The sequence below is a fragment of the Bordetella flabilis genome, from assembly GCF_001676725.1.
Classification (GTDB): Bacteria; Pseudomonadota; Gammaproteobacteria; order Burkholderiales; family Burkholderiaceae_B; genus Bordetella_C; species Bordetella_C flabilis.
This window is the reverse complement of the sequence record NZ_CP016172.1, coordinates 800,529-825,149: the sequence shown is the minus strand read 5'-3', so window position 1 is coordinate 825,149 and position 24,621 is coordinate 800,529. Positions and strand designations below refer to the sequence as shown.

The 24,621-nt window shown below is 65.3% G+C and carries 23 protein-coding genes and 1 pseudogene; 17 read left to right on the top strand and 7 right to left on the bottom strand.

What is annotated here, in order from left to right:
• The first annotated feature begins 5 nt into the window (after positions 1 to 5).
• The 5 genes from BAU07_RS03640 to BAU07_RS03620 all read left to right on the top strand — a co-directional run bounded on the left by BAU07_RS03640 (position 6) and on the right by BAU07_RS03620 (position 5,713).
• Complete coding sequence (locus BAU07_RS03640) at positions 6 to 1,175, top strand: CaiB/BaiF CoA transferase family protein (RefSeq protein WP_066654228.1); 1,170 nt, start codon at positions 6 to 8, stop codon at positions 1,173 to 1,175.
• A 74-nt stretch (positions 1,176 to 1,249) separates the two neighbouring features.
• Positions 1,250 to 2,065, top strand: coding sequence for an enoyl-CoA hydratase-related protein (locus tag BAU07_RS03635; protein ID WP_066664713.1), 816 nt, complete (start codon positions 1,250 to 1,252; stop codon positions 2,063 to 2,065).
• 121 nt (positions 2,066 to 2,186) lie between these two features.
• A complete protein-coding gene (locus BAU07_RS03630) occupies positions 2,187 to 3,557 on the top strand; it encodes an MFS transporter (RefSeq protein ID WP_084025255.1) in 1,371 nt (456 codons plus the stop codon).
• 63 nt (positions 3,558 to 3,620) lie between these two features.
• On the top strand, positions 3,621 to 4,553 hold the full coding sequence (locus BAU07_RS03625) for a hydroxymethylglutaryl-CoA lyase (RefSeq protein ID WP_066654226.1): 933 nt from the start codon (positions 3,621 to 3,623) through the stop codon (positions 4,551 to 4,553).
• Positions 4,554 to 4,645: 92 nt separating this feature from the next.
• Positions 4,646 to 5,713 (top strand): SDR family oxidoreductase, encoded by a 1,068-nt coding sequence (locus BAU07_RS03620; RefSeq protein WP_066654224.1) that lies wholly within the window; start codon positions 4,646 to 4,648, stop codon positions 5,711 to 5,713.
• Positions 5,714 to 5,762: 49 nt separating this feature from the next.
• Here the strand turns inward: BAU07_RS03620 and BAU07_RS03615 are convergent, their stop codons facing one another.
• The 4 genes from BAU07_RS03615 to BAU07_RS03600 all read right to left on the bottom strand — a co-directional run bounded on the left by BAU07_RS03615 (position 5,763) and on the right by BAU07_RS03600 (position 9,237).
• Positions 5,763 to 7,043 (bottom strand): cation:proton antiporter, encoded by a 1,281-nt coding sequence (locus tag BAU07_RS03615; protein WP_066654222.1) that lies wholly within the window; start codon positions 7,041 to 7,043, stop codon positions 5,763 to 5,765.
• 169 nt (positions 7,044 to 7,212) lie between these two features.
• On the bottom strand, positions 7,213 to 7,839 hold the full coding sequence (locus BAU07_RS03610; protein ID WP_066654220.1) for a dihydrofolate reductase family protein: 627 nt from the start codon (positions 7,837 to 7,839) through the stop codon (positions 7,213 to 7,215).
• Between the two features lie 88 nt (positions 7,840 to 7,927).
• Positions 7,928 to 8,818 carry a hypothetical protein gene (locus tag BAU07_RS03605; RefSeq protein WP_157121962.1) on the bottom strand — a complete coding sequence of 297 codons (891 nt, stop codon included), beginning with the start codon at positions 8,816 to 8,818 and terminating at the stop codon, positions 7,928 to 7,930.
• 203 nt (positions 8,819 to 9,021) lie between these two features.
• Positions 9,022 to 9,237, bottom strand: coding sequence for a hypothetical protein (locus tag BAU07_RS03600; protein WP_066654216.1), 216 nt, complete (start codon positions 9,235 to 9,237; stop codon positions 9,022 to 9,024).
• A gap of 93 nt (positions 9,238 to 9,330) precedes the next feature.
• On the opposite strand from BAU07_RS03600, the gene BAU07_RS03595 reads away from it, so the two are divergent.
• The 9 genes and pseudogenes from BAU07_RS03595 to BAU07_RS03560 all read left to right on the top strand — a co-directional run bounded on the left by BAU07_RS03595 (position 9,331) and on the right by BAU07_RS03560 (position 18,643).
• Positions 9,331 to 9,711, top strand: a complete 381-nt coding sequence (locus BAU07_RS03595) for a DUF2946 domain-containing protein (RefSeq protein ID WP_066654211.1) — start codon at positions 9,331 to 9,333, stop codon at positions 9,709 to 9,711.
• A gap of 212 nt (positions 9,712 to 9,923) precedes the next feature.
• Positions 9,924 to 12,074, top strand: a complete 2,151-nt coding sequence (locus BAU07_RS03590; RefSeq protein ID WP_084025250.1) for a TonB-dependent receptor — start codon at positions 9,924 to 9,926, stop codon at positions 12,072 to 12,074.
• Between the two features lie 3 nt (positions 12,075 to 12,077).
• Positions 12,078 to 13,535, top strand: a complete 1,458-nt coding sequence (locus BAU07_RS03585; protein ID WP_066654208.1) for a PepSY-associated TM helix domain-containing protein — start codon at positions 12,078 to 12,080, stop codon at positions 13,533 to 13,535.
• A gap of 190 nt (positions 13,536 to 13,725) precedes the next feature.
• Positions 13,726 to 15,180, top strand: coding sequence for an amidase family protein (locus BAU07_RS03580; RefSeq protein ID WP_066654206.1), 1,455 nt, complete (start codon positions 13,726 to 13,728; stop codon positions 15,178 to 15,180).
• A gap of 72 nt (positions 15,181 to 15,252) precedes the next feature.
• On the top strand, positions 15,253 to 15,744 hold the full coding sequence (locus tag BAU07_RS03575; protein ID WP_066654203.1) for a DUF302 domain-containing protein: 492 nt from the start codon (positions 15,253 to 15,255) through the stop codon (positions 15,742 to 15,744).
• A gap of 75 nt (positions 15,745 to 15,819) precedes the next feature.
• Positions 15,820 to 15,942, top strand: a pseudogene (locus tag BAU07_RS27480) (TetR/AcrR family transcriptional regulator); the annotation flags it as partial.
• On the top strand, positions 15,943 to 16,392 hold the full coding sequence (locus BAU07_RS03570; RefSeq protein ID WP_232338381.1) for a TetR/AcrR family transcriptional regulator: 450 nt from the start codon (positions 15,943 to 15,945) through the stop codon (positions 16,390 to 16,392).
• A 197-nt stretch (positions 16,393 to 16,589) separates the two neighbouring features.
• Positions 16,590 to 17,525, top strand: a complete 936-nt coding sequence (locus BAU07_RS03565; RefSeq protein ID WP_066654199.1) for a LysR family transcriptional regulator — start codon at positions 16,590 to 16,592, stop codon at positions 17,523 to 17,525.
• A 158-nt stretch (positions 17,526 to 17,683) separates the two neighbouring features.
• Entirely contained in the window at positions 17,684 to 18,643 is a 960-nt protein-coding gene (locus BAU07_RS03560; RefSeq protein ID WP_066654197.1) for a tripartite tricarboxylate transporter substrate binding protein, read from the top strand.
• Between the two features lie 128 nt (positions 18,644 to 18,771).
• Here BAU07_RS03560 and BAU07_RS03555 read toward each other — a convergent pair whose 3' ends face one another.
• Together BAU07_RS03555 and BAU07_RS03550 are read right to left on the bottom strand one after the other, a co-directional pair.
• Positions 18,772 to 19,665 carry an NAD(P)-dependent oxidoreductase gene (locus tag BAU07_RS03555; protein WP_066654195.1) on the bottom strand — a complete coding sequence of 298 codons (894 nt, stop codon included), beginning with the start codon at positions 19,663 to 19,665 and terminating at the stop codon, positions 18,772 to 18,774.
• 64 nt (positions 19,666 to 19,729) lie between these two features.
• Positions 19,730 to 21,166, bottom strand: coding sequence for an aldehyde dehydrogenase (locus BAU07_RS03550; protein WP_066654194.1), 1,437 nt, complete (start codon positions 21,164 to 21,166; stop codon positions 19,730 to 19,732).
• 148 nt (positions 21,167 to 21,314) lie between these two features.
• On the opposite strand from BAU07_RS03550, the gene BAU07_RS03545 reads away from it, so the two are divergent.
• Entirely contained in the window at positions 21,315 to 21,998 is a 684-nt protein-coding gene (locus BAU07_RS03545; protein ID WP_084025247.1) for a GntR family transcriptional regulator, read from the top strand.
• Positions 21,999 to 22,191: 193 nt separating this feature from the next.
• On the opposite strand, the gene BAU07_RS03540 is transcribed toward BAU07_RS03545, so the two are convergent.
• Positions 22,192 to 22,449 carry a TetR/AcrR family transcriptional regulator gene (locus tag BAU07_RS03540; protein WP_066654189.1) on the bottom strand — a complete coding sequence of 86 codons (258 nt, stop codon included), beginning with the start codon at positions 22,447 to 22,449 and terminating at the stop codon, positions 22,192 to 22,194.
• Positions 22,450 to 22,591: 142 nt separating this feature from the next.
• On the opposite strand from BAU07_RS03540, the gene BAU07_RS03535 reads away from it, so the two are divergent.
• Both BAU07_RS03535 and BAU07_RS03530 read left to right on the top strand, forming a co-directional pair.
• Positions 22,592 to 23,443, top strand: a complete 852-nt coding sequence (locus tag BAU07_RS03535; RefSeq protein ID WP_066654187.1) for an NAD(P)-dependent oxidoreductase — start codon at positions 22,592 to 22,594, stop codon at positions 23,441 to 23,443.
• 144 nt (positions 23,444 to 23,587) lie between these two features.
• Entirely contained in the window at positions 23,588 to 24,577 is a 990-nt protein-coding gene (locus BAU07_RS03530; protein WP_066664698.1) for a quinone oxidoreductase family protein, read from the top strand.
• Positions 24,578 to 24,621 lie beyond the last annotated feature (44 nt).

Sequence of the window (24,621 nt, the reverse complement as noted above, 5' to 3'; positions counted from 1 at the left end):
GCGCCATGGCCGGATCCCTGCCCCTGGAAGGTATATGCGTGGTCGAAATAGGCCACAGCCTGGCCGCGCCCTATGCCGGCATGGTGCTGGCCGGCCTGGGCGCGGAAGTCATCAAGGTCGAAAGCCCGGATGGCGGCGACCACGCGCGCGATTGGGGGCCGCCGTATATCGACGGGGCGGCGGCCTTGTTCCACGCCGTCAACCATGGCAAGGCCAGCGTGGCGATGTCCCTGTCCGACCCGCAGGCGGTGGCGCGGCTGCGCGCGCTGATCGACGCGCGCGCCGACGTGGTGCTGCAGAATTTGAAGCGAGGCAGCCTGGACAAGTACGGCCTGGGTGCGGCGCAACTGCGCGCCGCCAAGCCGTCGCTGGTGTACTGCAACCTGGGCGCCTTTGGCGAGGCCGGCCCGCTGCGCGACAAACCGGGCTACGACCCCTTGGTCCAGGCCCTGAGCGGCCTGATGAGCTTGATGGGCGGCCCCGGTGAGCCGCTAAGCCGCATCCCCGTGTCCGTGAACGACATGGGCACGGGGCTATGGGCCGCCATTGGCGTGCTGGCGGCGCTCTTGCGGCGCGAGCAAACCGGCGAGGGGGAAGTCGTCTCCGTGTCCCTGTACGAGACGGCGCTCAGCTGGGCCGGCATGCAGATCGCCGACTACCTGGCCAACGGCGTGCTGCCGGGGCGCTGGGGCTCCGGCACCGCCGCCATCGTGCCGCACCAGGCGTTCGAGTGCGCCGACGCACCCATCATGGTGGCCGCCGGCAACGACCGCCTGTTCGCCCGCCTGTGCGACGTGCTGGGCACCACGAAGCTCGCGGGCGACCCGCGCTACGCCACCAACGGCGCGCGCGTGGCCAACCGGCAGGCGCTGATGGACCGGTTGATGCCGGTCTTCGCATCCCGCCCTGCCCGCAGCTGGCTGGCCGCCCTGGACGAGGCCGGCGTGCCGTGCGGGCCCATACACACCATGGACCAAGTGGTGGAACACCCCCAGACCCAGGCGCTGGACATCCTGAAATGGACGTCGGATGGCGCGGCCCGGATCGTTGGCCTGCCGATGTCCTTCGGCGGTGAACGGCCGGCGGCCATCGGGCGCACGCCGCGCCTGGGCGAGCACAACGATACATTGGCACGCGCCGATGACGACGCATCGACGATGGCGCGGGAACGATGACACGCGGGGCGACGACGACACGCCGGCGGCGCACTGATGATGCCCCGACTGATGATGACTGCACAGGAGACATGGTGAAAATCACGGAACAGCTGGACCCCGCAGCGCTCGAAACGCTGCGGTTGCGGGAAGTGGATGGCCGGATACTGGTCGTCTGCCTCGACCGGCCGCAGGTCGCCAACGCCATCAGCACCGCCATGGGCCACGAACTGCTGCATGTGTTCGGCGCGTTGCATGCCGATCCCGAATGCTATCGCTGCGTGATCCTGACCGGCGCGGGCGACCGAGCCTTCTGCGGCGGGGCCGACCTGAAGCAGCGCGAGGGCATGAGCGACGCGCAATTCGGCCGCCAGCATTACCTGTTCGAACGCATGAACCGCGCCATTACGGAGTGTCCCCTGCCGCTGATCTGCGCGGCCAATGGCGCCGCCGTGGCGGGCGGCCTGGAATTGCTGCTGGCCTGCGACTTCGCCTACGCGGCGCGCAACGCGGTGTTCGGCTTTACCGAGGTGAAGCGCGGCATCATGCCCGGCGGCGGCGGTACGCAGCAACTGCCCCGCGCAATCGGTGCGCGACGCGCCAAGGAGCTTATCTTCCGCGGCGGGCGGTTCAGCGCCGAAGACGCGCTGGCCTGGGGCGTGGTGAACCACTTGTCCGAGCCGGGCCAGGTGCTGGACGATGCCATCGCCGCGGCGCGCGACATCTGCACCAGCGCGCCGCTGTCCATCATGCAGGCCAAGAAAGCCATCGACCTCGGCATGCAGGCCGACCTGCATACCGGCCTGTTCGTGGAGATCGAAGCCTACAACCGCCTCATCCCGACGGCCGACCGGCTGGAGGGCATCAACGCCTACAACGAAAAGCGCCAGCCGGTGTTCAGCGGACGCTGACGACAGAGGCCGTGCCGGCCGTCGGCGCAATCCCGCCTGCGGCCGCACAGGACCGCCCGGAGCACGGCAGAACGCTGCCGCGCCATTCCATAACCGGCCGCAGCCGGAGGAGACAACGACCATGGAGCAACAACACCAGAACGCCGTACAGGCGGACCGGACCTACGGGCGCATCACACGCCGGCTGATTCCGTTCCTGTTCCTCTGCTACACCTTCGCTTTCCTGGATCGCATCAATATCGGCATTGCGCAGCTGGACATGAAGCACGACGTGGGGTTCAGCGACCTGACCTACAGTATCGGCGCCGGGATCTTCTTCCTGGGCTACGTCCTGATGGAAATCCCCAGCAACCTGCTGCTGGCGCGCATCGGCGTCAAGCTGACCTTCTCGCGCATCATGGTCATATGGGGTCTGGTGGCGGCGGGCACGGCCTTCGTCACGCTGCCCAGCCACTTGTACGTCGTGCGCTTCGTGCTGGGCCTGGCCGAGGCCGGCCTGTACCCGGGTGTCATCTACTACCTGACGCGATGGTACCCGGTGGAGCGGCGCGCAAAGGTCATCGCCCTGTTCACCTGCGCCACGGGCATCGCCGGCCTGTTCGGCGGCCCGATGTCGGGCTGGCTGATGACCTACTTCGAAGGCTGGCATGGGCTGCACGGCTGGCAGTGGATGTTCATTGTGCAAGGGCTGCCGGCCAGCGTGCTGGGCATCATCGCCTATTTCTACCTGGACAACCGTCCCGAGGACGCCCGCTGGCTCAGCGCCGCGGAAAAAGAGCAGGTGTCGGCGGACCTGCGCAACAGCTCCGGCGTCACGGACGCACACGCGGAGCATACATTCGCCCGTGCGCTGCGCGACCCGCGCGTGTACCTCATGGGCTTCGTATGGTTCACGCAGATCGCCGGCGTCTTCGCCATCGGTTTCTGGCTGCCGACGCTTATCAAGAACGCCGGCGTCGGCACTCCCCTGGCGGTGGGCGCCTACTCGGCGATTCCGTATTTCGTCAGTTGGGTGGCCCTCGTTCTGCTCAATCGCCATTCCGATCGCACCATGGAGCGCCGCTGGCATTGCGGCGGCGCGATGCTCGTGGGCGCGCTTGGCCTGATCGCCGCCGCCATGACGCCTGGCAGCCTGACGCTGTCGCTGATCGCCTTGTCGGTCGCCACGGCCGGCATCCTGGCTCCGAATCCGCTGATCTGGGCCATCTCCACCGACTACATCCGCGGACGCGGCGCGGCCGGCGGGGTGGCCATCGTCAACTGCGTGGGACTGCTCGGCGGCTTCGTCAGCCCCATGATCATCGGGTCGGTCAAGACCTGGACCGGCAGCATGGTCGGCGGGCTGGGCGCGGTGTCGCTGCTGATGGTGCTGGGCGCGGTGGCGGTCATCCGCTTCGCCACCGGCATGGTGGCCAGCGAGAAGGCCGCGCGGCCCCAGCACCAACCGCTGGACACCGCCGTGCCCGCCACCGGCATGCCCGCCCGGCATTGAGGCGGCCAACGCCGCACTCCGGTGGCGCGCCGGCGCCACCGGCATGAAACAGGAAGCACAATCATGGACAATCGAGTCGACGTCAGGGAAGTGGGGCCGCGCGACGGCCTGCAGATGGTAAGCCAGATACTGCCCGCGGAACGCAAACTGGCCTGGTGCCGCGGCTATGCCGACGCCGGCGGCCGCCATGTGGAGGTCACCTCCTTCGTGCCGCCGCGCATCGTGCCGCAGTTCGCCGACGCGGAAGAAGTGGCGCGCGGTGCGCTGGAAATCCCCGGCCTGACGCCGGCCGCACTGGTGCCCAATCTGAAAGGCGCGCAGCGCGCCATGGCGACCGGACTGCCCAAGGTGCATTACGTGTTGTCGGCGAGCGAAGCCCACAACCTGAAGAATGTTCGGCGTTCCACTGCTGAATCGGTGGAGGACTTCCGCCGCATCGTCGCCGCGCGGCGCGCAGATGGGCACGCCGGCGTCAGGCTGGGCGCGGGCATCGCGACCGCGTTCGGCTGTGCCATCGCCGGCGAGGTGCAGGCGGCCCAGGTCCTGGGCCTGGTCGACGCGCTGCTGGATGCCGGCGCCGACGAACTGACGATCGCCGACACCGTGGGGTACGCCCACCCTTCCCAGGTGCGCGGCCTGATGAAGCAGGTCATGGCTCGCTGCGGGGACGTGCCCGTGGCCTGCCACTTCCACGACACGCGCGGCCTGGGGCTGAGCAATGTACTGGCCGCGCTGGAGGCGGGGGTGCGCGCCTTCGACGCATCCATCGGCGGACTGGGAGGCTGTCCCTTTGCGCCGAACGCCACCGGCAACATCAATACGGAAGACACGGTCTTCCTGCTGGAATCCGAAGGGCTGGACACCGGCATCGACCTGCCGGCGCTGCTGGCCTTGCGCGCCGCCGTGGCTTCCTGGCTGCCCGGCGAAGCTTTCGTGGGTGCGGTCGCGAACGCCGGCCTGCCGCTGACCTACAAAGCCCCCGCGCGGCCGGCCTGACGGGGTGCCAGCTCAAGCGCCCCGCAGGCCAGCCGATCGGGCAACCATCGCGATCGCAGTATGCTGGCGCAATACCCATGCGGAGCGAACACATGATGAACAAAGCATTGATTGTCGGCGCCAGCGGCGTCATCGGCCGGGCACTCGCGGAGCGCCTGCTGTCGACGGGCTGGTCGGTCCATGGACTCTCGCGCGGGCGCACCGCCAGCGTCCCGGGGTGCACCCCGGTCATCGCGGACCTCACCATGGCCGATGCCGTCTCGGCCGCCGTGGCGGGTTTGGACGTCACCCACGTTTTCTTTACGGCATGGTCCCGCCAGGCAAACGAGCAGGAGAACATCCGCGTAAATGGCGCCATGGTGCGCAATGTCCTTGAACCGCTCGGGCGCAATCGGACGCTCAGGCACGCCGCGCTCGTGACCGGGCTCAAGCATTACCTGGGTCCCTTCGAAGCCTACGCATCCGGCGCCGTGCCGGATACGCCGTTTCGGGAGTCCCAGGGCCGCCAGCCGGTCGAGAATTTCTATTACGAGCAGGAAGACCGCCTCTTCGAGGCCGCCGATCGCCATGGTTTCGGCTGGAGCGTGCACCGCCCTCATACCATCATCGGCTTCGCTGTCGGCAATGCGATGAACATGGGACAGACCCTGGCGGTGTATGCGACCCTGTGCCGGCATACCGGCCAGCCGTTCGTCTTTCCGGGGTCGGGGGCGCAGTGGCACGGCCTGACGGACATGACCGACGCGCGCCTGCTCGCGCGTCACCTCGAATGGGCCTCCACCACCGACGCGGCGCGCAACGAAGATTTCAATGTCGTGAACGGCGACGTATTCCGCTGGAAGACAATGTGGCGCCAGATTGCCGATTACTTCGGCTTGGAGGCCGCCCCCTTCGATGGCACGGTGCGGCCGCTGGAAGGCCGCATGCGGGACGCCGGCCCTGCCTGGGCCGAGATCGCCGCCAAGCACGGCCTGCTTGAACCGGACATCGGAAAGATGGCGTCCTGGTGGCACACCGATGCCGACCTGGGACGCCCGATGGAAGTCGTCACGGACATGACGAAGAGCCGCAAGGCCGGCTTCCTCCTGTACCAGAGCACCTCGGATGCCTTCTTCGACCTCTTCGATCGGCTGAAGGCGGAACGCCTTATTCCCGCGTGAACCAGCGTCCGAGGCGCCGCGGAAGCCGCGCCTCGCGCACCCAGGTGCGTCACCGCTTCAGCAGGGGCCGCACCGATGCCCCATGAAGCAGGATGGAGCCAGCGACCGTCACCAGGGTGATCGTGACCAACTGCTCCGCCAGGCCGGGCTCGATACCATGGCGGATGGCAAACATAAGATAGAAGATCGACCCGATCCCGCGGATGCCGAACCAGGACGTCATCGCGCGCTGACGCCACCCTTGGGAGCTCCATGCGGTGCCGACGATCACCGCCAGCGGACGTAGAACCACGAAGAGGAGCGGGACGAACCACCATTGCATGGTCCGTAGCGCCGCATAGGGCAACATGGCGCCCACCAGGAGTACCAGGGTCAATTCCGCAAGCCTTTCCAACTGCGCATTGAAGGAATGCACCGCACGAGTCATCTCGGCGCTTGCATGGTGGGAATGCGTTGCCAGCACCCGGTCGCTGTGGCCCGTCGTATCTTCCGGCGCCCCCAGCGGCGTGCTGCCCCGGCGTGGCTGTTCTTCGACACGTTGAAGCGCCAGTCCCGCCGCGAAGACAGCGAGAAAACCCGATGCCAGGCAGACCTGGGCCGCCCCATAAGTCAGCGCGATCAGGCCCAGGGAAAGAAACTCGTCCAGTCCCACCGCTTGTTGGTGCCGCGTGCGCAGGTACACGACCAGCCGCCCTATCAGCGCCCCCAGCCCTGCCCCTATGGCCAGCCCCCCCAGGGTGCCCCAGGCCAGGTCGACCAATGCCCAGCGCCATGCCCCGCTTCCAAGGTCGTGGTGGCCCAGTAGGCCCAGCCCCAGCATCACGAAGGGAAACGCGGTCCCGTCGTTCAGGCCTCCCTCGCCTGCCAGGCTGAAGCGCAGGTGATCCGGGTCCGAGCCCCGATCCGTCTTTACGCCCGAAGCCAACACGGGGTCGGTCGGCGCCAGGATCCCACCCAGCAGCACCGCTTCGCCAACCGACATGCCCAGGCCCCACACGCCGACCACGGCGATCAGCCCCACGGTGATCGCCATGGAAACGAAAGCAAGACGCACCGGCAGGATCCACCTGCGGTCCAGCATGGGAACGCCCATGCGCAATCCGACGGTGAATAGCGAGATCAGCAGAGCGACCTCCGCCACCCGTGCCAGCACATCGGCATGTCGAAAGGGGTCCGGCGTAAACAAACCGAGCAAACCGGGACCCAGCGCATATCCAATGCACAGATAGACCGCGGCGCCGCTCAACAAAAGACGGGCGAGCTGCGACCCTCCCAGCACCATGGCAATGAGCAGCGCACCGAATAAAAGAGACCAATAGGGGTCAGACATGGCAGGTATGCGTTCCTCGGTAGACGATGCCGCCAGCCGCGCCGGCGGCAGGCAGGCGCCGTCGCGCCCGGGCGCCCCGCACGCAAGTACTTCTCCCGCTGCGCGGATTTTTCCAAAACTTCGCAGGATGGTGCAGGAGGTACTTGCGGTGACCAGTATGCACGACTCGTCAATCGACTTCCTCGAATGCGCCCGTGCGCACCTCGCCGGCGCGCGTATAGCGGGTGATCAGCACGCCGCCGGGCGTTTGGATCGAGTGCGCCAGGTGGAAGGCGGACGCCGCCGCATCATCGCCGAACAGGCGCTTGCCGTGCCCGAGCATGACGGGGTAGATCGAAAGGCGAAGGTCATCGACGAGGCCCGCGGCCAGCAGCTGGCGGACCAGGTCGCCGCTGCCGAACGTCAATAAGTTGGCGCCTTCCTGGCGCTTGAGCAGGCGTATCGCGCCGGTCAAGTCGCCCTGCAGCGCATTGCTGTTCCGCCAGTCGAGGCTTGCGGATCGATGCGTGGCCACGTGCTTCGGGACGCGGTTGAATAGTTCGGCGATGGCCCCGCTGCGTGAATCGGCCGGCACGCGCGGCCAGTACGCCGCGAAAATGTCATAGGTTCGTCGCCCCAGCAGCAACTCGAACGGCTGCGCAAGCACGTCGCGCAGGTTCTGGCCGGTCGCCTCGTCGGCATAGGGAACGATCCAGCCGCCCAGCCGGAAATCGCCACTGCGATCTTCCTCCGGCCCTCCAGGGGCTTGAATGACGCCGTCCAGGCTGATGAAAGCGGAAACGGTGAGCGTACGCATGGTCTTCTCCAGGTCCACGGACCCGATCGGTCCGCAGATACGACGAACCACGGGCATGTGAATCGACAATCGACGCTGTTGGCCCTGTTTACGTTTGCGTCGCGGTCCGTTCGCCCTCCAGCAGCTTCCATAGCACCAGCTTCCTGCCCAGAACGCCCGATTCGCCGGTATCCCCCTTGAACCGCTCCCAGTCGGCCAGGAAATCATGCATGGCGGTTTCCACCCAGTGGCGGTCCTTGCCCGGGTTCAGCAGCAGCTCGGTGCGAATATCCTTCTCGTAGTTGGGGGTTCGCCTGCCGATTGCCAGGCGCTGGTCGACCAGCCGGTCGTAGTCGCCGCTATCCTTGAGTTCCGCCACCACCGCATCCATGAAGCTGGCATAGGAATCGGTGCGCCGCCAATCCTGGTAAGGGGCTCGGGCCAGGACAGCGAACCGGCCATCGCGCCATTTGCGGCGCAACTGCTGGATAACGGCCAGGCTACGATACTTGCCGCGGAAAGAGATCAAACCGTCGAGCGGGTCCAGCCGACTCTGCCACCGCTGCAAGTCTTCAGCCGTGCCGCCGCTGAAGGGCTCCGACTCGGACTGCCGCTGGCAGTCGGACATGCTGGGAGCTGTCGTGCAGTCGGCGTTCGCGAACTTCGAGGAGGGCGCGCCCAAGGTGCTCGCGACGGCTTCCCGATTCGCCGCAACCACGAGGTCGGACGCTCCCGCCGTGGAAAACCGGATCATCGTTGTGACGGCACCGACGAGCCAGTTGGGGGCACGGCAGATCTCGCGGCGACGCCTGACGGACGAGGAATCGGTGTATCCGAGGGAGCCCTGGCCGCCGGTGGGGGCGGCGGCCGCTTCATACGTCGAAAACGCCGTGGCCATGGGCCACGGCGCTTGCCGCGCCTCTCCTCCGTCGGTACCGGCGGGGGTATTCGCGGGGCTTATCGCGGCGTCAATGGAGGAGCCAATGGCGGCATCGGCCAACCGGCCTGTAACGTGGCTGGAAAATGTCATCGTGTGCGGGACCTTATCGCTTGCGAAACTTTCGGTGAATCGGAACAGTGCGGCCTGTCTCCGGCGGCGGCGACTCCGCCGCCGCATGTCGTGATCGACACAATGCCTATAGTTCCCGCTGGGAGGCAGGTTGCTTCACTCCTCCTGGCCTCCGCGCCCGCAGCCTGCCGATATCAGGCTGTCCCGCTCCCGTCCATCTTGACGACGAATGCGATCAGCAAGGCTCCCAGCGTCAACAGTGCGGCGATGGCATAAAGCCCATGGTCGAGACTGCCCGTAGCCGTCTTTACCCAGCCAAGCAGCGACGGGCTGAAGAATCCGCCGGTCAACCCAATGCAGTTGATCCTGCAGTTCCGCGCCAGCAGCGCATCGGCCGGCGAGCTCGGCACTGACACTCCACACTTGACACAGACCGCAACGTCTATAGAATCGCACCGACCCCGGACACCCGCTCGACACTTCACAGCGGCATGCAAATTTCAATGCGATTGCGCACATACGCCACATGGCTCGCACTTTGCGCCATGTGCTTCGGCGCCATCGCACCTACCGTGTCCAAGTGGCTGGCCTCCGGGGCGGGCCGTACGCTATGGGTCGAGCTCTGCAGCGAAACGAGTGCGACGCACGCGATTGCCATATCGATCGCCGCTGAAGAACCGTCCTCGCATCCAGTCGCGGGCGACGAGCATTGCCCTTATTGCGCGCTCGTCCATCACCTTCCCTTCATCCCGCCCACCGCGGCGGTGTTCATTGCCGCATTGCCGGCGATGGCGTCTGTCTATACCGATGCCGGCATAGAACTGCCGCAGACGCACCAGCCCAGGCGCGCGCACGCACCGCGCGCGCCGCCCTTCATTTCCTGATTCACCTTCGACTGGCCATGAGCCATCTCCGAGGCCGGGCGGACGTCGCCAAGGCGGACCCAAGTCCGCGGCCTACGCCGTGACCGTGCCTTGCCGGCTCGCTCACTCCGGCCCGGATCCGCATATCCGATAGCGAGGCTGGCCACCATCCGCGCCTCCCCATGGGGGGTGCGGCGGAGCCGTGCGCGCGACTCACCGTACCTCAGGAAACCATGAGAATCCTTCCAGCTGCTCCCGGCGCGGCACTGTTCGCCGCGCGCCTGGCTTTTCCATCGCTTTGCCTGCCCATGTTCCTTTTCCCCGCAAGCGCTGCGCGCGCAGCCGACGCCGTCACAACGCTCGCCCCGATATCCGTGACCACGGACGATGTTTCGCCGCTGAGCCAGCCTGCGTCGACCGGATCCAATCTGGGCCTCACTCCCCTTCAGACCCCGGCCAGCGTCGACACCATTACGCGCGAGCAATTGGATGAGCGCGGCGATTCCAGCCTGATCGATGCCATCAGCCGCGCACCAGGGTTCAGCAATATCGCGCATCCGGGCAATGGCGGATCCGCCCTGTCGGTGCGGGGTTTCACCGATTCGACCTCCGTCATGCAGTTGTATGACGGTGTGCGGCAGTACGGCGGCATCGGCATCACGTTCCCGTTCGATACCTGGTCCGTGGACCATATCGAGGTACTGCGGGGCCCGGCTTCGGTGATCTACGGGGAAGGCGCCATCGGCGGCGTGGTCAATGTGATACCCAAGAAGCCGACGCGCGGTCCCGTCGAAAACGAAATCCAGGCGACCGTCGGCACCGAGGATACGCAGCGGCTTGGGTTTGGCAGCGGCGGCGCCATCAACGACAAACTGTCGTACCGGTTCGATATCAGCGGCAACCATTCCGGCAATTGGGTGGATATGGGCGACTCACGCAACTTGAGCGTGTCGGGCGCATTGCAGCTGGATGTTTCGCCAGACCTGTGGGTCAAGTTGAGCTATGCGCAGGGTTGGCAGGAGCCGATGCGCTACTTCGGCACGCCCCTGATAGACGGCGAGCTGGATGGTTCGATACGCAGGAAGAACTATAACGTCGGCGATTCGATGATCAAGTACGACGACCGGTGGCTGGAGCTGTCGACGCAATGGACGCCGAACGCCAATACCACCGTGCGGAGCCGGCTGTACCAGATAGACAGCCACCGCCACTGGCGGGACGCGGAGTACTACGATTACCTGCCTTCCAGCGGCCTTATTGAACGATCCTCCTACACGGAAATCCTGCACGACCAATCCCAGATCGGCAACACCACAGATGTCACCTTCAAGAGCCGTCTGCTGGGATTGGAGAACCAGGTCTCCATAGGCTTCGACGTAAACCACAGCGCGTTCAAACACACCAATAATTCGCCGTACTCGGGTACGTCATTCGTCGACCCCTACGATTTCGATCATGGCGACTTCATCAATGTCGCGGGAACGACGCCACGCTACAGGAACAAGTCGTCCCAGTACGCGCTCTTCGCCGAGGACAGGCTGACATTGACGGACGCATGGTCGATCCTTGCGGGAATACGCTACGACCACGCGGAGGTCACGCGGCAAGATCTGGTGCAGGACGTGCGCGCTTTCGACAAGACCTTCACCAATGTCGGCTGGCGCCTGGGCACGGTGTACGACCTCACGCCGGACCTCGCGGTATACGGCCAGTATTCCGAAATGGCCGACCCGGTCAGCGCGCTGCTCATGATGAATCCGTCCACCAGCGACTTCAAGCTGGCCACCGGCAAGCAGGTGGAAGTGGGCGTCAAGCAGAATTTCTGGGACGGCAAGGGCGACTTCACGCTCGCGGCCTATCGCATCGTCAAAAAGAATCTATTGACGGCGGATGTGACCGACCCCACGGTCAGCGTTCAGGTCGGCCAACAGTCCTCCCGTGGCATCGAGGCCAGCTTGCGGCTGGACTTCGCCCGCAACTGGAGCCTGGACGCCAACGCCACCGTGCTAAGGGCTCGCTATGACGATTTCACGGAGTCCGTAGGGGGAACAGCCGTTTCCCGGAATGGCAACGTGCCGACCAATGTGCCGGAACGCCTGGCCAATGTATGGCTGAGCTGGCGCTTCCTGCCCGACTGGACGGCGATAGCGGGACTGCGCTATGTGGGCCGCCGCTTCGCCGATCGCGCCAATACGCTCGAGCTTGCCTCCTACGCCACCACGGACCTCGCACTGCGATGGCAGGCACGGCGTGACATGAGCTTTACCTTGCGGGGATTCAATGTGTTCGATCGGCACTATGCCACGACCGCCTATTACAACGAGACGCAATGGCTCATCGACGATGGCCGCCGCGTCGAGCTCACCATGAACTACCAGTTCTAGAACATGAACACTCCGACAAATCCACGGCCCGCGCCCCTGTCCCCAAGCGCGGGCAACTACCGCACGCTTTGGCGTTGGCACTTCTACGCCGCCCTGTTCGTCATGCCTTTTCTGGTCGTGCTTGCGATCACCGGGACCGTGTACTGCTTCCAGCCGCAGATCGAGCCGTTGCTGTATCCACACCTGCTCACTGTCGCGCCGGTACAGGCCGCGCGATTGAGCGATGACGTATTGCTGGCCCGCGCCGGTGCCGCGGCTCCGGCCGGTTCGCTGGCGGCCGCGGCCTCCATCGACAGAGACCCGGCGCGCAGCGCGGAGTTCGTATTCCGTTATCCGGACGGCGAAAAACGCAGCGTCTATGTGAACCCCTACACCGGCCAAGTCCTGGGAAACTTGAGCGTCGAGCGCCGGTTCATGCAGGTCGACCGGATGATCCATCGCAAGCTGCTGATCGGCAAACCCGGGGAACTCATCATGGAGCTCGCGGCTTGCTGGACGCTGGTCATGGTGGGAACCGGTGTCGCGCTATGGTGGCCGAGGACGGCATTCACTTGGCGCGGTACGCTATGGCCGCGTTTCTCCTTGCGGGGCCGTCCCTTGTGGAAGAGCGTGCATGCAGTGATGGGGATATGGCTGGCGGTCGGCGCGGTCGCCTTCATTTTGACGGGATTGCCCTGGAGCGGATCGTGGGGCAGGAACCTGCAGTCGCTGGCCACGCGGGTCAATATGGGCTCGCCCCCTGGGGCGTGGGGCGATACGCCGTTGCGGTCCGCCATTCCAGGGCAATCCGCACATCCGGCCTTGCAACAGGACCACGGCGACGGTGGCCACCATGGACACGCGGCGGAGAGCATGCCCGGCATGGTAATGGACGATCTACCCTTATCGCAGACGCCCTGGGCGGTCGGCGCCAGCGCCGTGCCGACCTCGGGCCACGAGGGCCTTGCCGCCGTTCCGCTGACCCTGGACCAGGTGGTCGGCATAGCCCGATCCCGCGGACTCGTTTCCGGCTACGACGTCGCGCTTCCATCGGGCCCGACCGGCGTCTATACGGTTTCGTACTTCCCTGCCGATCCACGAGACGAACGCACGCTGCATATCGACCAGTACGGCGGCAAGGTGCTGGAAGACATTGGCTACGATGACTATGGCGCCATCTCGAGGGTCGTGTCGTACGGAACGTCGCTACACATGGGTCGCTACTTCGGCCTGGCGAACCAGATGCTGTGCGCGTTGATCTCGATCGGATTGGCGGCCATGGCCGTCACGGGTTCGGTGATGTGGTGGAAACGCCGCCCCCGGAATGCGCTGGGCGCGCCGGCACGCCTGACCGCACCGTCATCCCTGCGGGGATGGGTCGCGGGGTTGGCGTTTCTTGGGGCGGTGTTTCCCCTTATGGGCATTTCCCTGCTCTTCGTTTGGGCGCTCGACGCGGCGCTGGTGCGAAGAAGCGCCGTGTGATCGCGGTATAGCCGAGCGCTTTCGCCCCGGGCTGGCCCGGCCAGCTGCGGCTTGGTGATCCCCTTTTCCGGCGCTTGACACGCCGCGCCACATGGAATTACGATCGTACTATGACATTACGATCATAATTTAACCGTTGCCGGTGGGCAGGCGCCAGCTCGACGCTTATTCCCTGGCCAGTGAGGATCTCATGCAGGAAAAATCTGGAATGTCCGCGGCGGCTCACACCGCCGGGCTTGCATCACTTGGCGTCGCCGCGGCGGCCGATGCCATCCGCAAGGGCGAAATCTCGTCCGAGACTTATGCCAGCGCGCTTTTGGAGAGGGCCCGGAAGCATTCCGACCTCAACGCCTTTATCACGATCGATGAGGAGGCGGTGTTGGAGGCCTCCAGGTCGGCGGACAAGGCGAGGGCCAAAGGTGCGAGCGCTCCCTTGCTCGGTGTCCCTATCGGGATCAAGGACAGCTATCTGACCCGAGGCCTTCGCACGACGCTGGGCATATCGACGCTGGATGGCTTTGTACCGGAAAAGGATGCCGACACTGTCGCGGAAATCAAGGACGCCGGTGGCATCGTGTTCGGCAAGAACAACCTCGTGGAGATGTCCTATGGGTTGACGGGCCACAACAGTGCCTATGGCCAGGTGAAGAACCCGCATGACCGCGGCCATGTCTCGGGCGGGTCTTCCAGCGGGTCCGCTGCATCGGTTGCCGCGCGGCTCGTGCCGGCATCCCTGGGCGGCGACACCATTGGCTCGATCCGCGTGCCGGCGTCGTTTTGCGGCGTGGTCGGCTTCAAGCCGACAACGGGACGGTGGCCGCGTGGCGGGGTCGCTCCGATCTCCCATACCCTGGATACAACCGGCGTGTTCGCGCGCAGCGTGGAAGACTGCCTCCTCATCGACCATGTCGTCACGCGAAACGCGACGCCGGATGTTCCCGGCCGGCATGGTCTGCGAGGCGTAAAACTCGCCTACGCGCCTCGACAGTATCTGGAGCTCATCGCGCCCGAGGTCGGGGCGCATTTCGAAGATACCCTCCGCCGTCTGCGCGACGCGGGAGCGGTAATCGTCGAAATCGACCTTGGCGATGATTTCTCTTCACTGGCCTTGTCGGCTACGTGGAATATTTTCTTCCGCGAAACCCGGGACGCGGTCGCAGGGTTCCTGCATCAGCAGAATATCCCGGTCACCTTCGAAGCGCTACACGCCTGCCTGAAACCCGAGCTGAAGGACGTATGGGCGCAATTCGTCGTACCCAGCGGCACAGGGTTTCTCAGTGCGGAGGCCTACGACAAGGTCCTGTCCGTTGAACGCGTCGAAATCAAGCGTCGCTTCAAGGAGGCGTTCTCCAGCAGCGGCGCCGAGGCCCTGCTTTTCCCAACCACCCCCTGCACGGCGCCGGCCATCGAACATCAGGCCAAATTCCTGATTGCGGGACAGGAAGTGAGCTACGTGGCTATCGCTCAAAACACGATTCCCACGAGCGCCGCCGGACTGCCAGGCATCAGCATTCCTATCGGCTTTACCCGTGACAATCTGCCGATAGGGCTTGAAATCGATGGCGCACATGGCAAGGACAGGTCCCTGCTCGATCTCGCGCGCCGTATCGAAGCCGCGGTCGGCAGGTTGTCGTCACCGGTCTGATTCGCCCCCTTGGGCCCCCAACGCCCGGGGACGAAGAGCCCTGGGCCGCCTCTTTATTGAAAGGCTGGAAAAATGGAAAAACCGACTCACCGCAGCAGCATGGTCTCGATCGAACATGTCACCATCCCGTCGCATCACTCGTTCGAGATCGTCAAAGCCAAGCTGGAAAGCCTGCTCCCGCGCATCGACGACGGTATATTCACGCTGTTGCGCTACGGAGAAACCGTACGCGCACTGAAAGAACTGGAATCGCTGCCCACCCTCTCGATCTTCGGATTCCGGGATCATGGCGCGCTGCTGGGCATAGCTGGCCTTCGACGCCGAGCGATACAGTACGACATCGGCAACCCGCTGACCGCGGCGAAAATGTCGCGGCATCACTTGTCCACCGCACTCTACGCGCCGATTCGCGTACTCCTTCGTGAAGCCGAAAATGGAATGGCAGCCTTCGAATATGATCGCCCCGCGTCCACCTTCGGGCAATTCGGCGATAACCAGGTCGATCCGGTTGCGCGTCAGCTCGACCAGGATCTCCAGGCTGCCCTGGATGCAGCGGCGTCGTAAAGTAGCGTAGCGAGCAAGAAGCAGGGATGGCGCCGGCCCTTCCTGCTTCAAGGTATCCGATGACAGGTGGAATGAATGCGTTTTGAGAAAGGGCACAAGGAAAACACTCGGCGCCGCATCGTCGATGTCGCCTCCAGGCGTTTCCGCAGAGACGGAATTTCAGCATCAGGGCTGGCCGGTATTATGGCCGAGTCGGGATTGACGAATGGGGCCTTCTATCCTCATTTCGATTCCAAGGACGCCCTGGTCCGGGAAGCGGTGTCCAGCGCGTTGACGGAACAGCTCGATCAATTGACGGACGCGGGTGCAGGCGTCACCGGTATCGAAGACGCCATTCGGCGCTACCTGAGCAAATCGCACCTGGAAGGTCCCGAAGAAGGGTGCCCGTCCGCTGCCCTGTTACCTGAGCTAGGTCGGCAGCCCGCCCTCACAAGGAAGGCGTACGAGGAAGGACTCCTTGCCTATGTCGGCAGCCTGGCGGCATTGCTGCCCAGCCCAAAGTCGGTCCAGACCAGGCGGCGCGCCACGGCAATTTTCAGCCTCATGGTCGGCACGCTGCAGATGGCGCGGGCCGTTTCCGACCCGGCCCTGGCCCAGGAAATCCTGGAAGGGGGCGTGCAGGCTGCCTTGAATCTGGCCAAGGCGTGACACCTATCGCTGACCGGAAAGTCATCCAGCCCCTCGGCGTGCAGGACCGCGTCACGGTCGGAGTACCGGCGAACCGCTATTGATAGCGCCCGGCAGAAATTCCTTGTCGAGTATTAGCCCAGTGTTAATAATCAGCGTCACGCCTGGACTTCCCGCCCCTTCCGCGCGGGATTCAGCTCCTCCATAACGACGACAGCATGGCGCTGAACATCAAATACCGGCCGCTCAAGGCTTTCCTGTTGGCGGTCGAAACCAAGTCTTTCACGCATGCCGCGGCCCGCCTGGGCGTGACGCAGCCATCGTTCACGGCGCTGATAGCCGATCTGGAGGCGGTGCTGGAGGTCAAGCTGTTCGAGCGCACCACGCGCCATATCGCCCTTACCGCGGCGGGCGTCGAATTCCGAGACCGGATCGAGCGGCCCATCGCCGACCTGGAAGAAGCCTACCGAAGCATGCTGGACCTGGCTTCGATGCGCCGCGGCGCCGTAGTCATCGGCGCATTGCCCTCCACGTCGCTGACGCTCGTGCCGCCGGCCCTGGGAGCGCTGCGCCGGCTGCATCCCCAACTGCAGATTCGCGTCGTCGAAGCCCACAATGACGAGTTGATCGGCATGCTGCGCATCAACCAGATCGAGTTCGCGCTGGCCACCTTGCTCACCGACGCCCCCGACCTGAAATTCACGCCACTGGTCGCCGACGCCTTCTTCGCCGTATATCCCTCGCGCCATGAAGTGGTGGCCTTGCCATCGCTGCATTGGGAAGACCTGATCCCGTTCGATCTGGTGTTGCTGGCGCAAGGCTCCAGCGCCCGCCACCAGTTCGACCGCGCAGTGTTCGCGGACAAGGCCACTGCGGGGCTGCGCTACGACGTCACCCACATGACCACTGCGGTGCGACTCGTGGGTCAAGGACTGGGGGTCGCCATACTGCCGCGGCTGGCCCTGCCGTCGCTGGGCCTGGGCGCCTTGCGCAGCCGCCCGATCGAGGACGACAGCGCCAAGCGGACCATAGGCGTCCTGCACCGGCAGGACCGGCTGCTCTCTCCCGCAGCGCAAGCCCTCATCGAAACGCTGCGCCAGGTCGCGACGGAGGTCGAAAGCGCCCTGCCCCCGCTGCGTCCGCGCCAGATATAGCGCAGACCTAATAGTCCCCCAAGAATATCTATTTGTGGCTATGAAAGGCCGCAGGCACACTGCCGTGCAGGCGGGTCCGGCCGCCGCCGCGGCTGGCGACCACCGCGCCGCCATTATTTAGATCAAGTACGGCCGCACAAGGCCAGGAGACCTTTCCCATGTTTGGTATGAAGACTTTGCTCGCGGGTATCGCCGCGGGCACGATGGCGCTGGCCGCCGTGCCGGCCGCCGCCCAGTGGCCCGAGCGCCCGGTGGAACTCATCGTCGGCTTCGCGGCCGGCGGCGGTACCGACATCACGGCGCGAACCCTGGCGGTATTCCTGGAGAAGGAATTGGGCGCGTCGGTGGTGGTGGTGAACAAGCCCGGGGCGTCGGGCGCGCTGGGGCTGAGCCTGGTGGCGCGCGCCAAGCCGGATGGCTACACGCTGGGAATGACCAACATGCCCGGCCTGCTGACGCTGCCCATCGAACGCAATGCCGGTTTCACCGGCGCCGATTTCACCTACCTGGCCACGCTGGTGCGCGATCCCAGCGCCTTCAGCGTCAAAAGCGACTCCCCCTATCAGTCTCTCAAGCAACTGATCGACGCGGCCCGCGCGAAACCCGGCCTGGTCAGCTATGGCTCGACCGGCGTCGGCACCGACGATCATCTGGCGCTGGTGATGTTCGAGGCCGCGACCGGCACGGATCTGAACCACGTACCCTTCAACGGCGCCGGCCCGCTGCGCAACTCCGTGCTGGGCGGCCACACCGACGTGGGTGGCATGAACCTGGGCGAGGCCATGCCCTACAGCGGCAGCAAGTTGCGCATCCTGGCCCAGGCCAGCGAGAAACGTTCGCCCTTGGCGCCGGATGTACCCACGTTCAAGGAACAGGGCGTGGACCTGGTCTTCGCCTCCGAGCGCGGCGTGATCGCACCCAAGGGCCTGCCGCCCGAAGTGGAGCAAAAGCTGGCCAAGGCACTGGAACGCATCGCCAACAACCCCGAGTTCCAGAAGACCATGCTGCAGCAATTCACCGAGATGGACTACCTGCCGGGCGACAAATGGCAAGCCCGCCTGCAAGCGGCGGACACGCAATTCCGCGCCATGTGGGCCAGGCAGAAGTGGGTGGATTGATCAAGCTGGCCCGTGGCCAGGCGGCCTGGTCCGCGCAAGCTGCCATGCGCACGCACACGATACGCACTTAACGCAAAAAAGCCCGCCGCAAGAGGAGTCCCCTTGCGGCGGCCTCGCGACGCGTCACATCATGCCGTGGGGACCGCCGGCTTGCCCCAGTCCGCCCACACCTTGGCGATGGCCGCGTAGTCGTCACGGCCATAGCCGGAAGCGGCGGCGATTTCATAGATGGTGTGCGAACCCTGGATGGCGAACAGCGGCACACCCAGCGTCTGCGCCAGTTCGAGCGCCAGCACTGAATCCTTGCGGGCCGCGTCCAGCGGCATGCCGCCTTCGTAGTTGCCCTGGGCGATGCGTTCCGCATAGCGGTGGGTCAGCGGACGATGCAGGCCCATTTGCGGATCGGACAACAAGGACACGAGCTTCTCGCAGCTCACGCCCGAGGCGGTGGCCAATGCGCCCGCCTCGGCCACGACCACCATGACGGCATGCGCCACGGCATTGTTGATGACCTTGGCCGCCGCCCCCGCGCCGGAGTCCCCGAAATAGATCTGCTTGGGTGCGATGGCGTCGAGCACTGGCTGGCTATCGGCGACCGCGGCCGGGTCGCCGCCCATCAGCAGCATGGCGGTGCCGGCCTTCATCTGGCTGACACCGGCCATGACCGAGGCATCGACGATGCGCAGGCCGAACGAGTCCAGCAGCTTTTTGCTGGCGTGGATGTCCTTGGGGTTGACCGTGCTGGTTTCCAGCACCACCGCATGGCTGGGCAGCCTGGCGGCGATCTGGCCCAGTACGGCCAGGGAGATGGCCGGGCTGGGCAAGGACAGCACCACTACATCGACATCGGCCAGATCTTCCGGGCCGTTGATCGGCACGGCCTGGAAGCCGTCCTGCGCACGCTGCACCAGCGTCTTGTCGAGGTCGGCGACTTTGGTGACGAATCGCGCGGCGGCGATGCGCTCGGCGACCAGATACCCCATGTTGCCCAGGCCGTAGACGGCAACTTTGGAAATACTCATAGGAAATGACTCCGGATACGAACAGGATGGTCGCGCGTGGCGCGACGGCTTGGCGCTGCGGCCCTTACTTCGCCACCGGCAAGGGGTGGGCGTGAAGGCCGAAGTACATACTCTTGACCTGTGCGTAAAGCTTCATGCCGTCGATGCCCTTTTCACGGCCGATGCCGCTGTTCTTGAAGCCGCCGAATGGCGTGCTGGTGACGGACTGCTTGTAGGTGTTGATCCATACCGAGCCCGCCTCCAGCGCACGGCCGATGCGCCAGGCCTTCTTGAAGCTTTCCGTCCAGATGCCGCAGGCCAGGCCGAACACAGTACCGTTGGCCTGCGCGATCAGGTCGGCTTCGTCCTTGAAAGGCAGGGCCACCAGCACGGGGCCGAAGGCCTCTTCCTGGCAGCTGGCTGCGTCCGACCCCAGGCCGTCGATGATGGTGGGCAGGTAGAACGCGCCGTGGTCGTATTCCCCGCCGGCCGGCGCTTCGCCGCCGCAAAGGATACGTCCTCCCTCCGCCCGGGCGCGATCCACGAATCGCGCCACCCGGTCGCGATGATGGAAGGACGCCAAAGGACCCACTTCCACGCCGGCTGCATCGGGCAACGCAACCTTCAGTGCCTTGGCGCGTTCGACGACGGCTGCCAGCACCTCGTCGTACACGCTGGCCTCGATGAACAGGCGCGAACCGGCCACGCAGGACTGTCCGGAAGAGCCGAAGATGCCGGCCACTACCGCGGCCACCGCATGCTCGCGGTCGGCATCGGCGAACACCACATGGGGCGATTTGCCGCCCAGTTCCAGCGCCGCCGGCACCAGCCGTTCGCCGGCCACCTTGCCGATATGCGAACCTGCGACCGTACCGCCGGTGAAGGAGATCATGCGCACACCAGGATGCGCCACCAGGGCCGCCCCGATCTCCGCGCCCCGGCCCTGCACCACCTGCAGCAGGTTCTCCGGCAAGCCGGCTTCGCGCGCGATACGTGCCAGCTCCGGGCCCAGAAGCGGCGAGTCTTCGGAAGGCTTCAGAATGACCGCATTGCCCGCGGCCAGCGCGGGCGCCACCTTGGTCGCGTCGTTCATGATGGGCGAGTTCCAGGGCGTGATGGCGGCCACCACGCCGAACGGCTCCAGCACCGTGAAAGATACGTAATCGCCACGCGGGGGCGTAACGTCGGTTTCCAGCGTTTCGCACACGGCCGCGTAATAGCGGAATGTGCCGATGGCCGATTCGACCATGCCGCGGCATTCGGCGATGGGCTTGCCGTTGTCGCGCATTTGCAATTGGGCCAGTCGCTCCTTCTCGGCCACGATGCCGTCGGCAATCGCATTGAGCACCAGCGCGCGGCGGTGCGGCAGCAGCGACTTCCACCCTGATTCGTTGAAGGCGGTCCAGGCGCGCGCCACGGCGGCATCGAGCTCCGCCAACGTCGTGGCCTTGACGCGTCCGACCTCCTGGCCGTTGGCGGGGTCGATACTGATGATGTCCTGGGGTTCGGTTGAGGCGTTCATGCTAGTCCTGGTTGTTCAGCCGAAAAAGTCTAGGTACAGACCCCAGCGAAGACAACCGGCACGTTGTCGCCAATCTTTATAATAGGATTATTGATAATGTGCGCCCCGGCCCCGCCGCGATCTGGCCAGCGCGGTATTTGCGAGCGTCATGAGCCACAATAGCTTTTCCTCTCTCCTCTTTGCCGAGACCCCGCTTCCCGCACAGGTCACCGGCGTCATGGAGGCGATCGAGACGGACATTATCCGCGCCCGCATCCTGCCTCGCATGCGGCTCATCGAAGACCACCTCATGGAAGACTACGCGGCCAAGCGCCACGTCGTGCGCGCGGCGCTGGTGGAACTGCAGCGCCTGGGCGTAGTGGTCAAGCCACCGCACCTGGGCGCGCAGATCCGGCGCTTCGATGAGCAGGAGCTGGACGACCTGTATCGCATGCGCAGCGTGCTGCACCACACCGCCATCGAAATGATCGAATTCCCGGTGGCGCCCGGCCGGCTGGAAGCGGTAGAGGCGGCATGCAACGCGCACGCGCACGCCGCGGCGTCGGGCGAGCTTATTGCCATACACCGCAGCAATATGGTGTTCCACCGCGAGCTCTACGGCCTGTGCGACAACGTCTACCTGGCCGAATCCATCCGGCTGCACGATTGGCTGAGCTTCCCGGTGCGGGCGTATGGGGTAGCCGATGCGGGTGCGCTCGAACAGGCCTGCCGGGAGCATCAAGCCATGGTCGATGCGGTCCGCGCCGGCAACCGCGCGGCGCTGGAAGCCCTGTCGGTGGCCCATATGGGACGTGCCCGCGCCATTTACGAAGCGAAGTTCCTGACGCGTTGACGCCCCTAGACGGGGCGCGCAGAACGCGTCCAGGCTCCGCTTCGCGAGCCAAGCTTCAGCAGCCTGAATAAGCGCCTCGCCCCGGGCCCGCGGGCGAAGCAAGCGCGGTGTGCGTGGAAGTTCTGCATGCGTCCCAGGCCGCCATGACCTGCACTGCATCCTTGCCGACCGGCGCAGCGTGGTTTCGAAGGCGTCACGAGGCGGAAGATCCGCATCGCACAGGCATTCCTGTCACGCGCGCGTAGGCAGACAGGTAGCGCTGCATGCACTGCCGGAACAGCGCCTCCTTGGAGCCGAACGCTGCGTAGAAGCTGGGCGCGGGGATGCCGCCCCCAATGCCAGCCTTCCGTCGCGCCAACGACGTCGATTCGTATCCGTTCTTCCGGAACAGATGCATCGCTTCGTCGATCGCCCTGTCCCGCTCGAAGGTTCGCGGCGTCCGGTTGCCCATGTCAGGTTCCCTGGTCATTACCGATTTATATATCAAGTGATATATAACTCATTGACAATCACCGCCTTGGCATATACTGTATCGATCGATATATATGTACAACGGGTTGGCCGGCGTCCGCGCATATCGTTGGGAGAATGGAATGGACATAGGAATCCTTGGCCTTGGCGCAATGGGCCGCGAGATGGCGCGCAACCTGGTCAATGCAGGCCACGCCGTCAAAGCGTGGAACCGCTCGGGCGGCCAGGTCGATGGTGTCGGCATGGTCGGCACGCCATCGCAGGCCCTGCAGGCGGACATCGCCTTGACCATGCTCTCCGATGACGCAGCCATCCGTAGCGTCTTGCTCGATACGAACGTGCTGGCCCAGGCCAGGCCAGGCCTGGTGCATGTGGTGGCCTCGACGATTTCCGTGTCGTTCGCCCAGGAGCTGGTCAAGCATCACGAGCAGGCGGGAATCGACTATGTCGCCGCACCGGTGCTCGGGCGGCCGGATGTGGCCGCAAAGGGAGAACTCAACATCCTCACCGCCGGCTCGCCGGCTTCGCTCGGCAAAGCCAGGCCCGTGCTGGAGGCGATCGGCAAGCGAATCTGGGACATGGGCGATCAGCCGCCCACGGCGCATGCCGCCAAGATTGCCTGCAATATGATGATCACCATGGCGATCGAAGCCATGGCTGAAGCGGTCGTCCTGACCCAGGCGAATGGCCTGGCACGCGAGCGCTTCTTCGAATTGATCCTGAACACCTTGTTCGGCAGCCGCTCCTACCAGGTCTATTCGGCCAACATAATGCAGGATCACTACGAACCGGGGTTCAAGGCTTCGCTGGGACTGAAGGATCTGCGGCTGGCCAGTTCGGCGGCAGCGCAACTGGGACGCACCCTGCCGATGCTCGATGCGGTGCATGGCCAGATGGCGCGGGCCGTAGAGGCGGGCGGCGGGGAGAAGGACTGGTCCGTGATGGCCGACTACACCATCCGGTCGGCGGGTTAGGGACTTCGCGCCGCGGGAAGCGACCCGCAGGGCCGACGCATCTTGCTCTTGCGCAGGCATCCGGAGTAGCGTTGCCCCATACGTCAGCGCCGACCTCCGCCATTCTCCTGGAGCCATTCCGTGAGCCCTGCCCTGCCCAAGACCATGCGCGCCATCACCATCGACACCTACGGCGGCCCCGAGGTGGTGCAGGTTCGCGATGACGCCCCAGTGCCGATTGCCGGGCCCGGCGAAATCCTGGTGCGGGTCGTCTGTGCCGGCGTGAATTTCATGGATATCCATACGCGCCAGGGGAAATACGCGGAGTCCCGCACCTACCCCGTACGCCTTCCCTGTACCCTGGGCATGGAGGGCGCGGGCATCGTCGTGGCCACGGGTCCGGGCGTATCCCGGCTGCGGGTGGGACACCGGGTGGCCTGGTGTATTGCCTGGGGGAGCTTTGCCGACTATGCCGCCATCCCGGCGCGGCTTGCCGCCGTCATCCCCGACGAGATCGGTTTCGATACGGCCGCCTCGGCGATGTTCCAGGGCTGCACGGCGCATTACCTTGTTCACGATGTCGCCCGCCTGACGCGGAACAGCCGGTGCCTGGTGCATGCGGCTTCCGGCAGCATTGGCCAGATCCTGATCCAGATGGCCAAGGGCATCGGCGCTACCGTCTACGCCACGGCCAGCACCGAGGACAAGCGCGCGGTGGCCCTGCGATGCGGCGCGGACGCCGCCCTGCCCTATGACAACGGCGGCTTCGCGGACCGCGTGCGCCACCTGACCGGCGGCATGGGCGCGGACGTCGTATTCGACTCGGTTGGCGTGGCCACCTTGCGCGACAGCATGCGCGCCACCCGCACGCGCGGACTGGTTATCAATTACGGCAACGTATCGGGCTCGGTGAAGGACCTCGACCCTTACGAGCTCGGCGAAGCCGGATCGCTCTTCCTGACACGGCCACGGCTGGCCGACCACATGGGCGACGCCGAAACCGTTCAACGGCGCGCAGATGCGGTCTTCGCGGCCATCCTGGACGGCAGCCTGGCCATCGCAATCGCCCACCGCTACGCCTTCGACGAGCTCAGCCAGGGCCACGCGCGCATCGAAGCGCGGGAGCAAGTGGGCAAGGCGGTCGCCTGGATATAGGCGACGCGCCGGCGCCCGCGCGTTCCACCGGCCGCCCGAGGCAC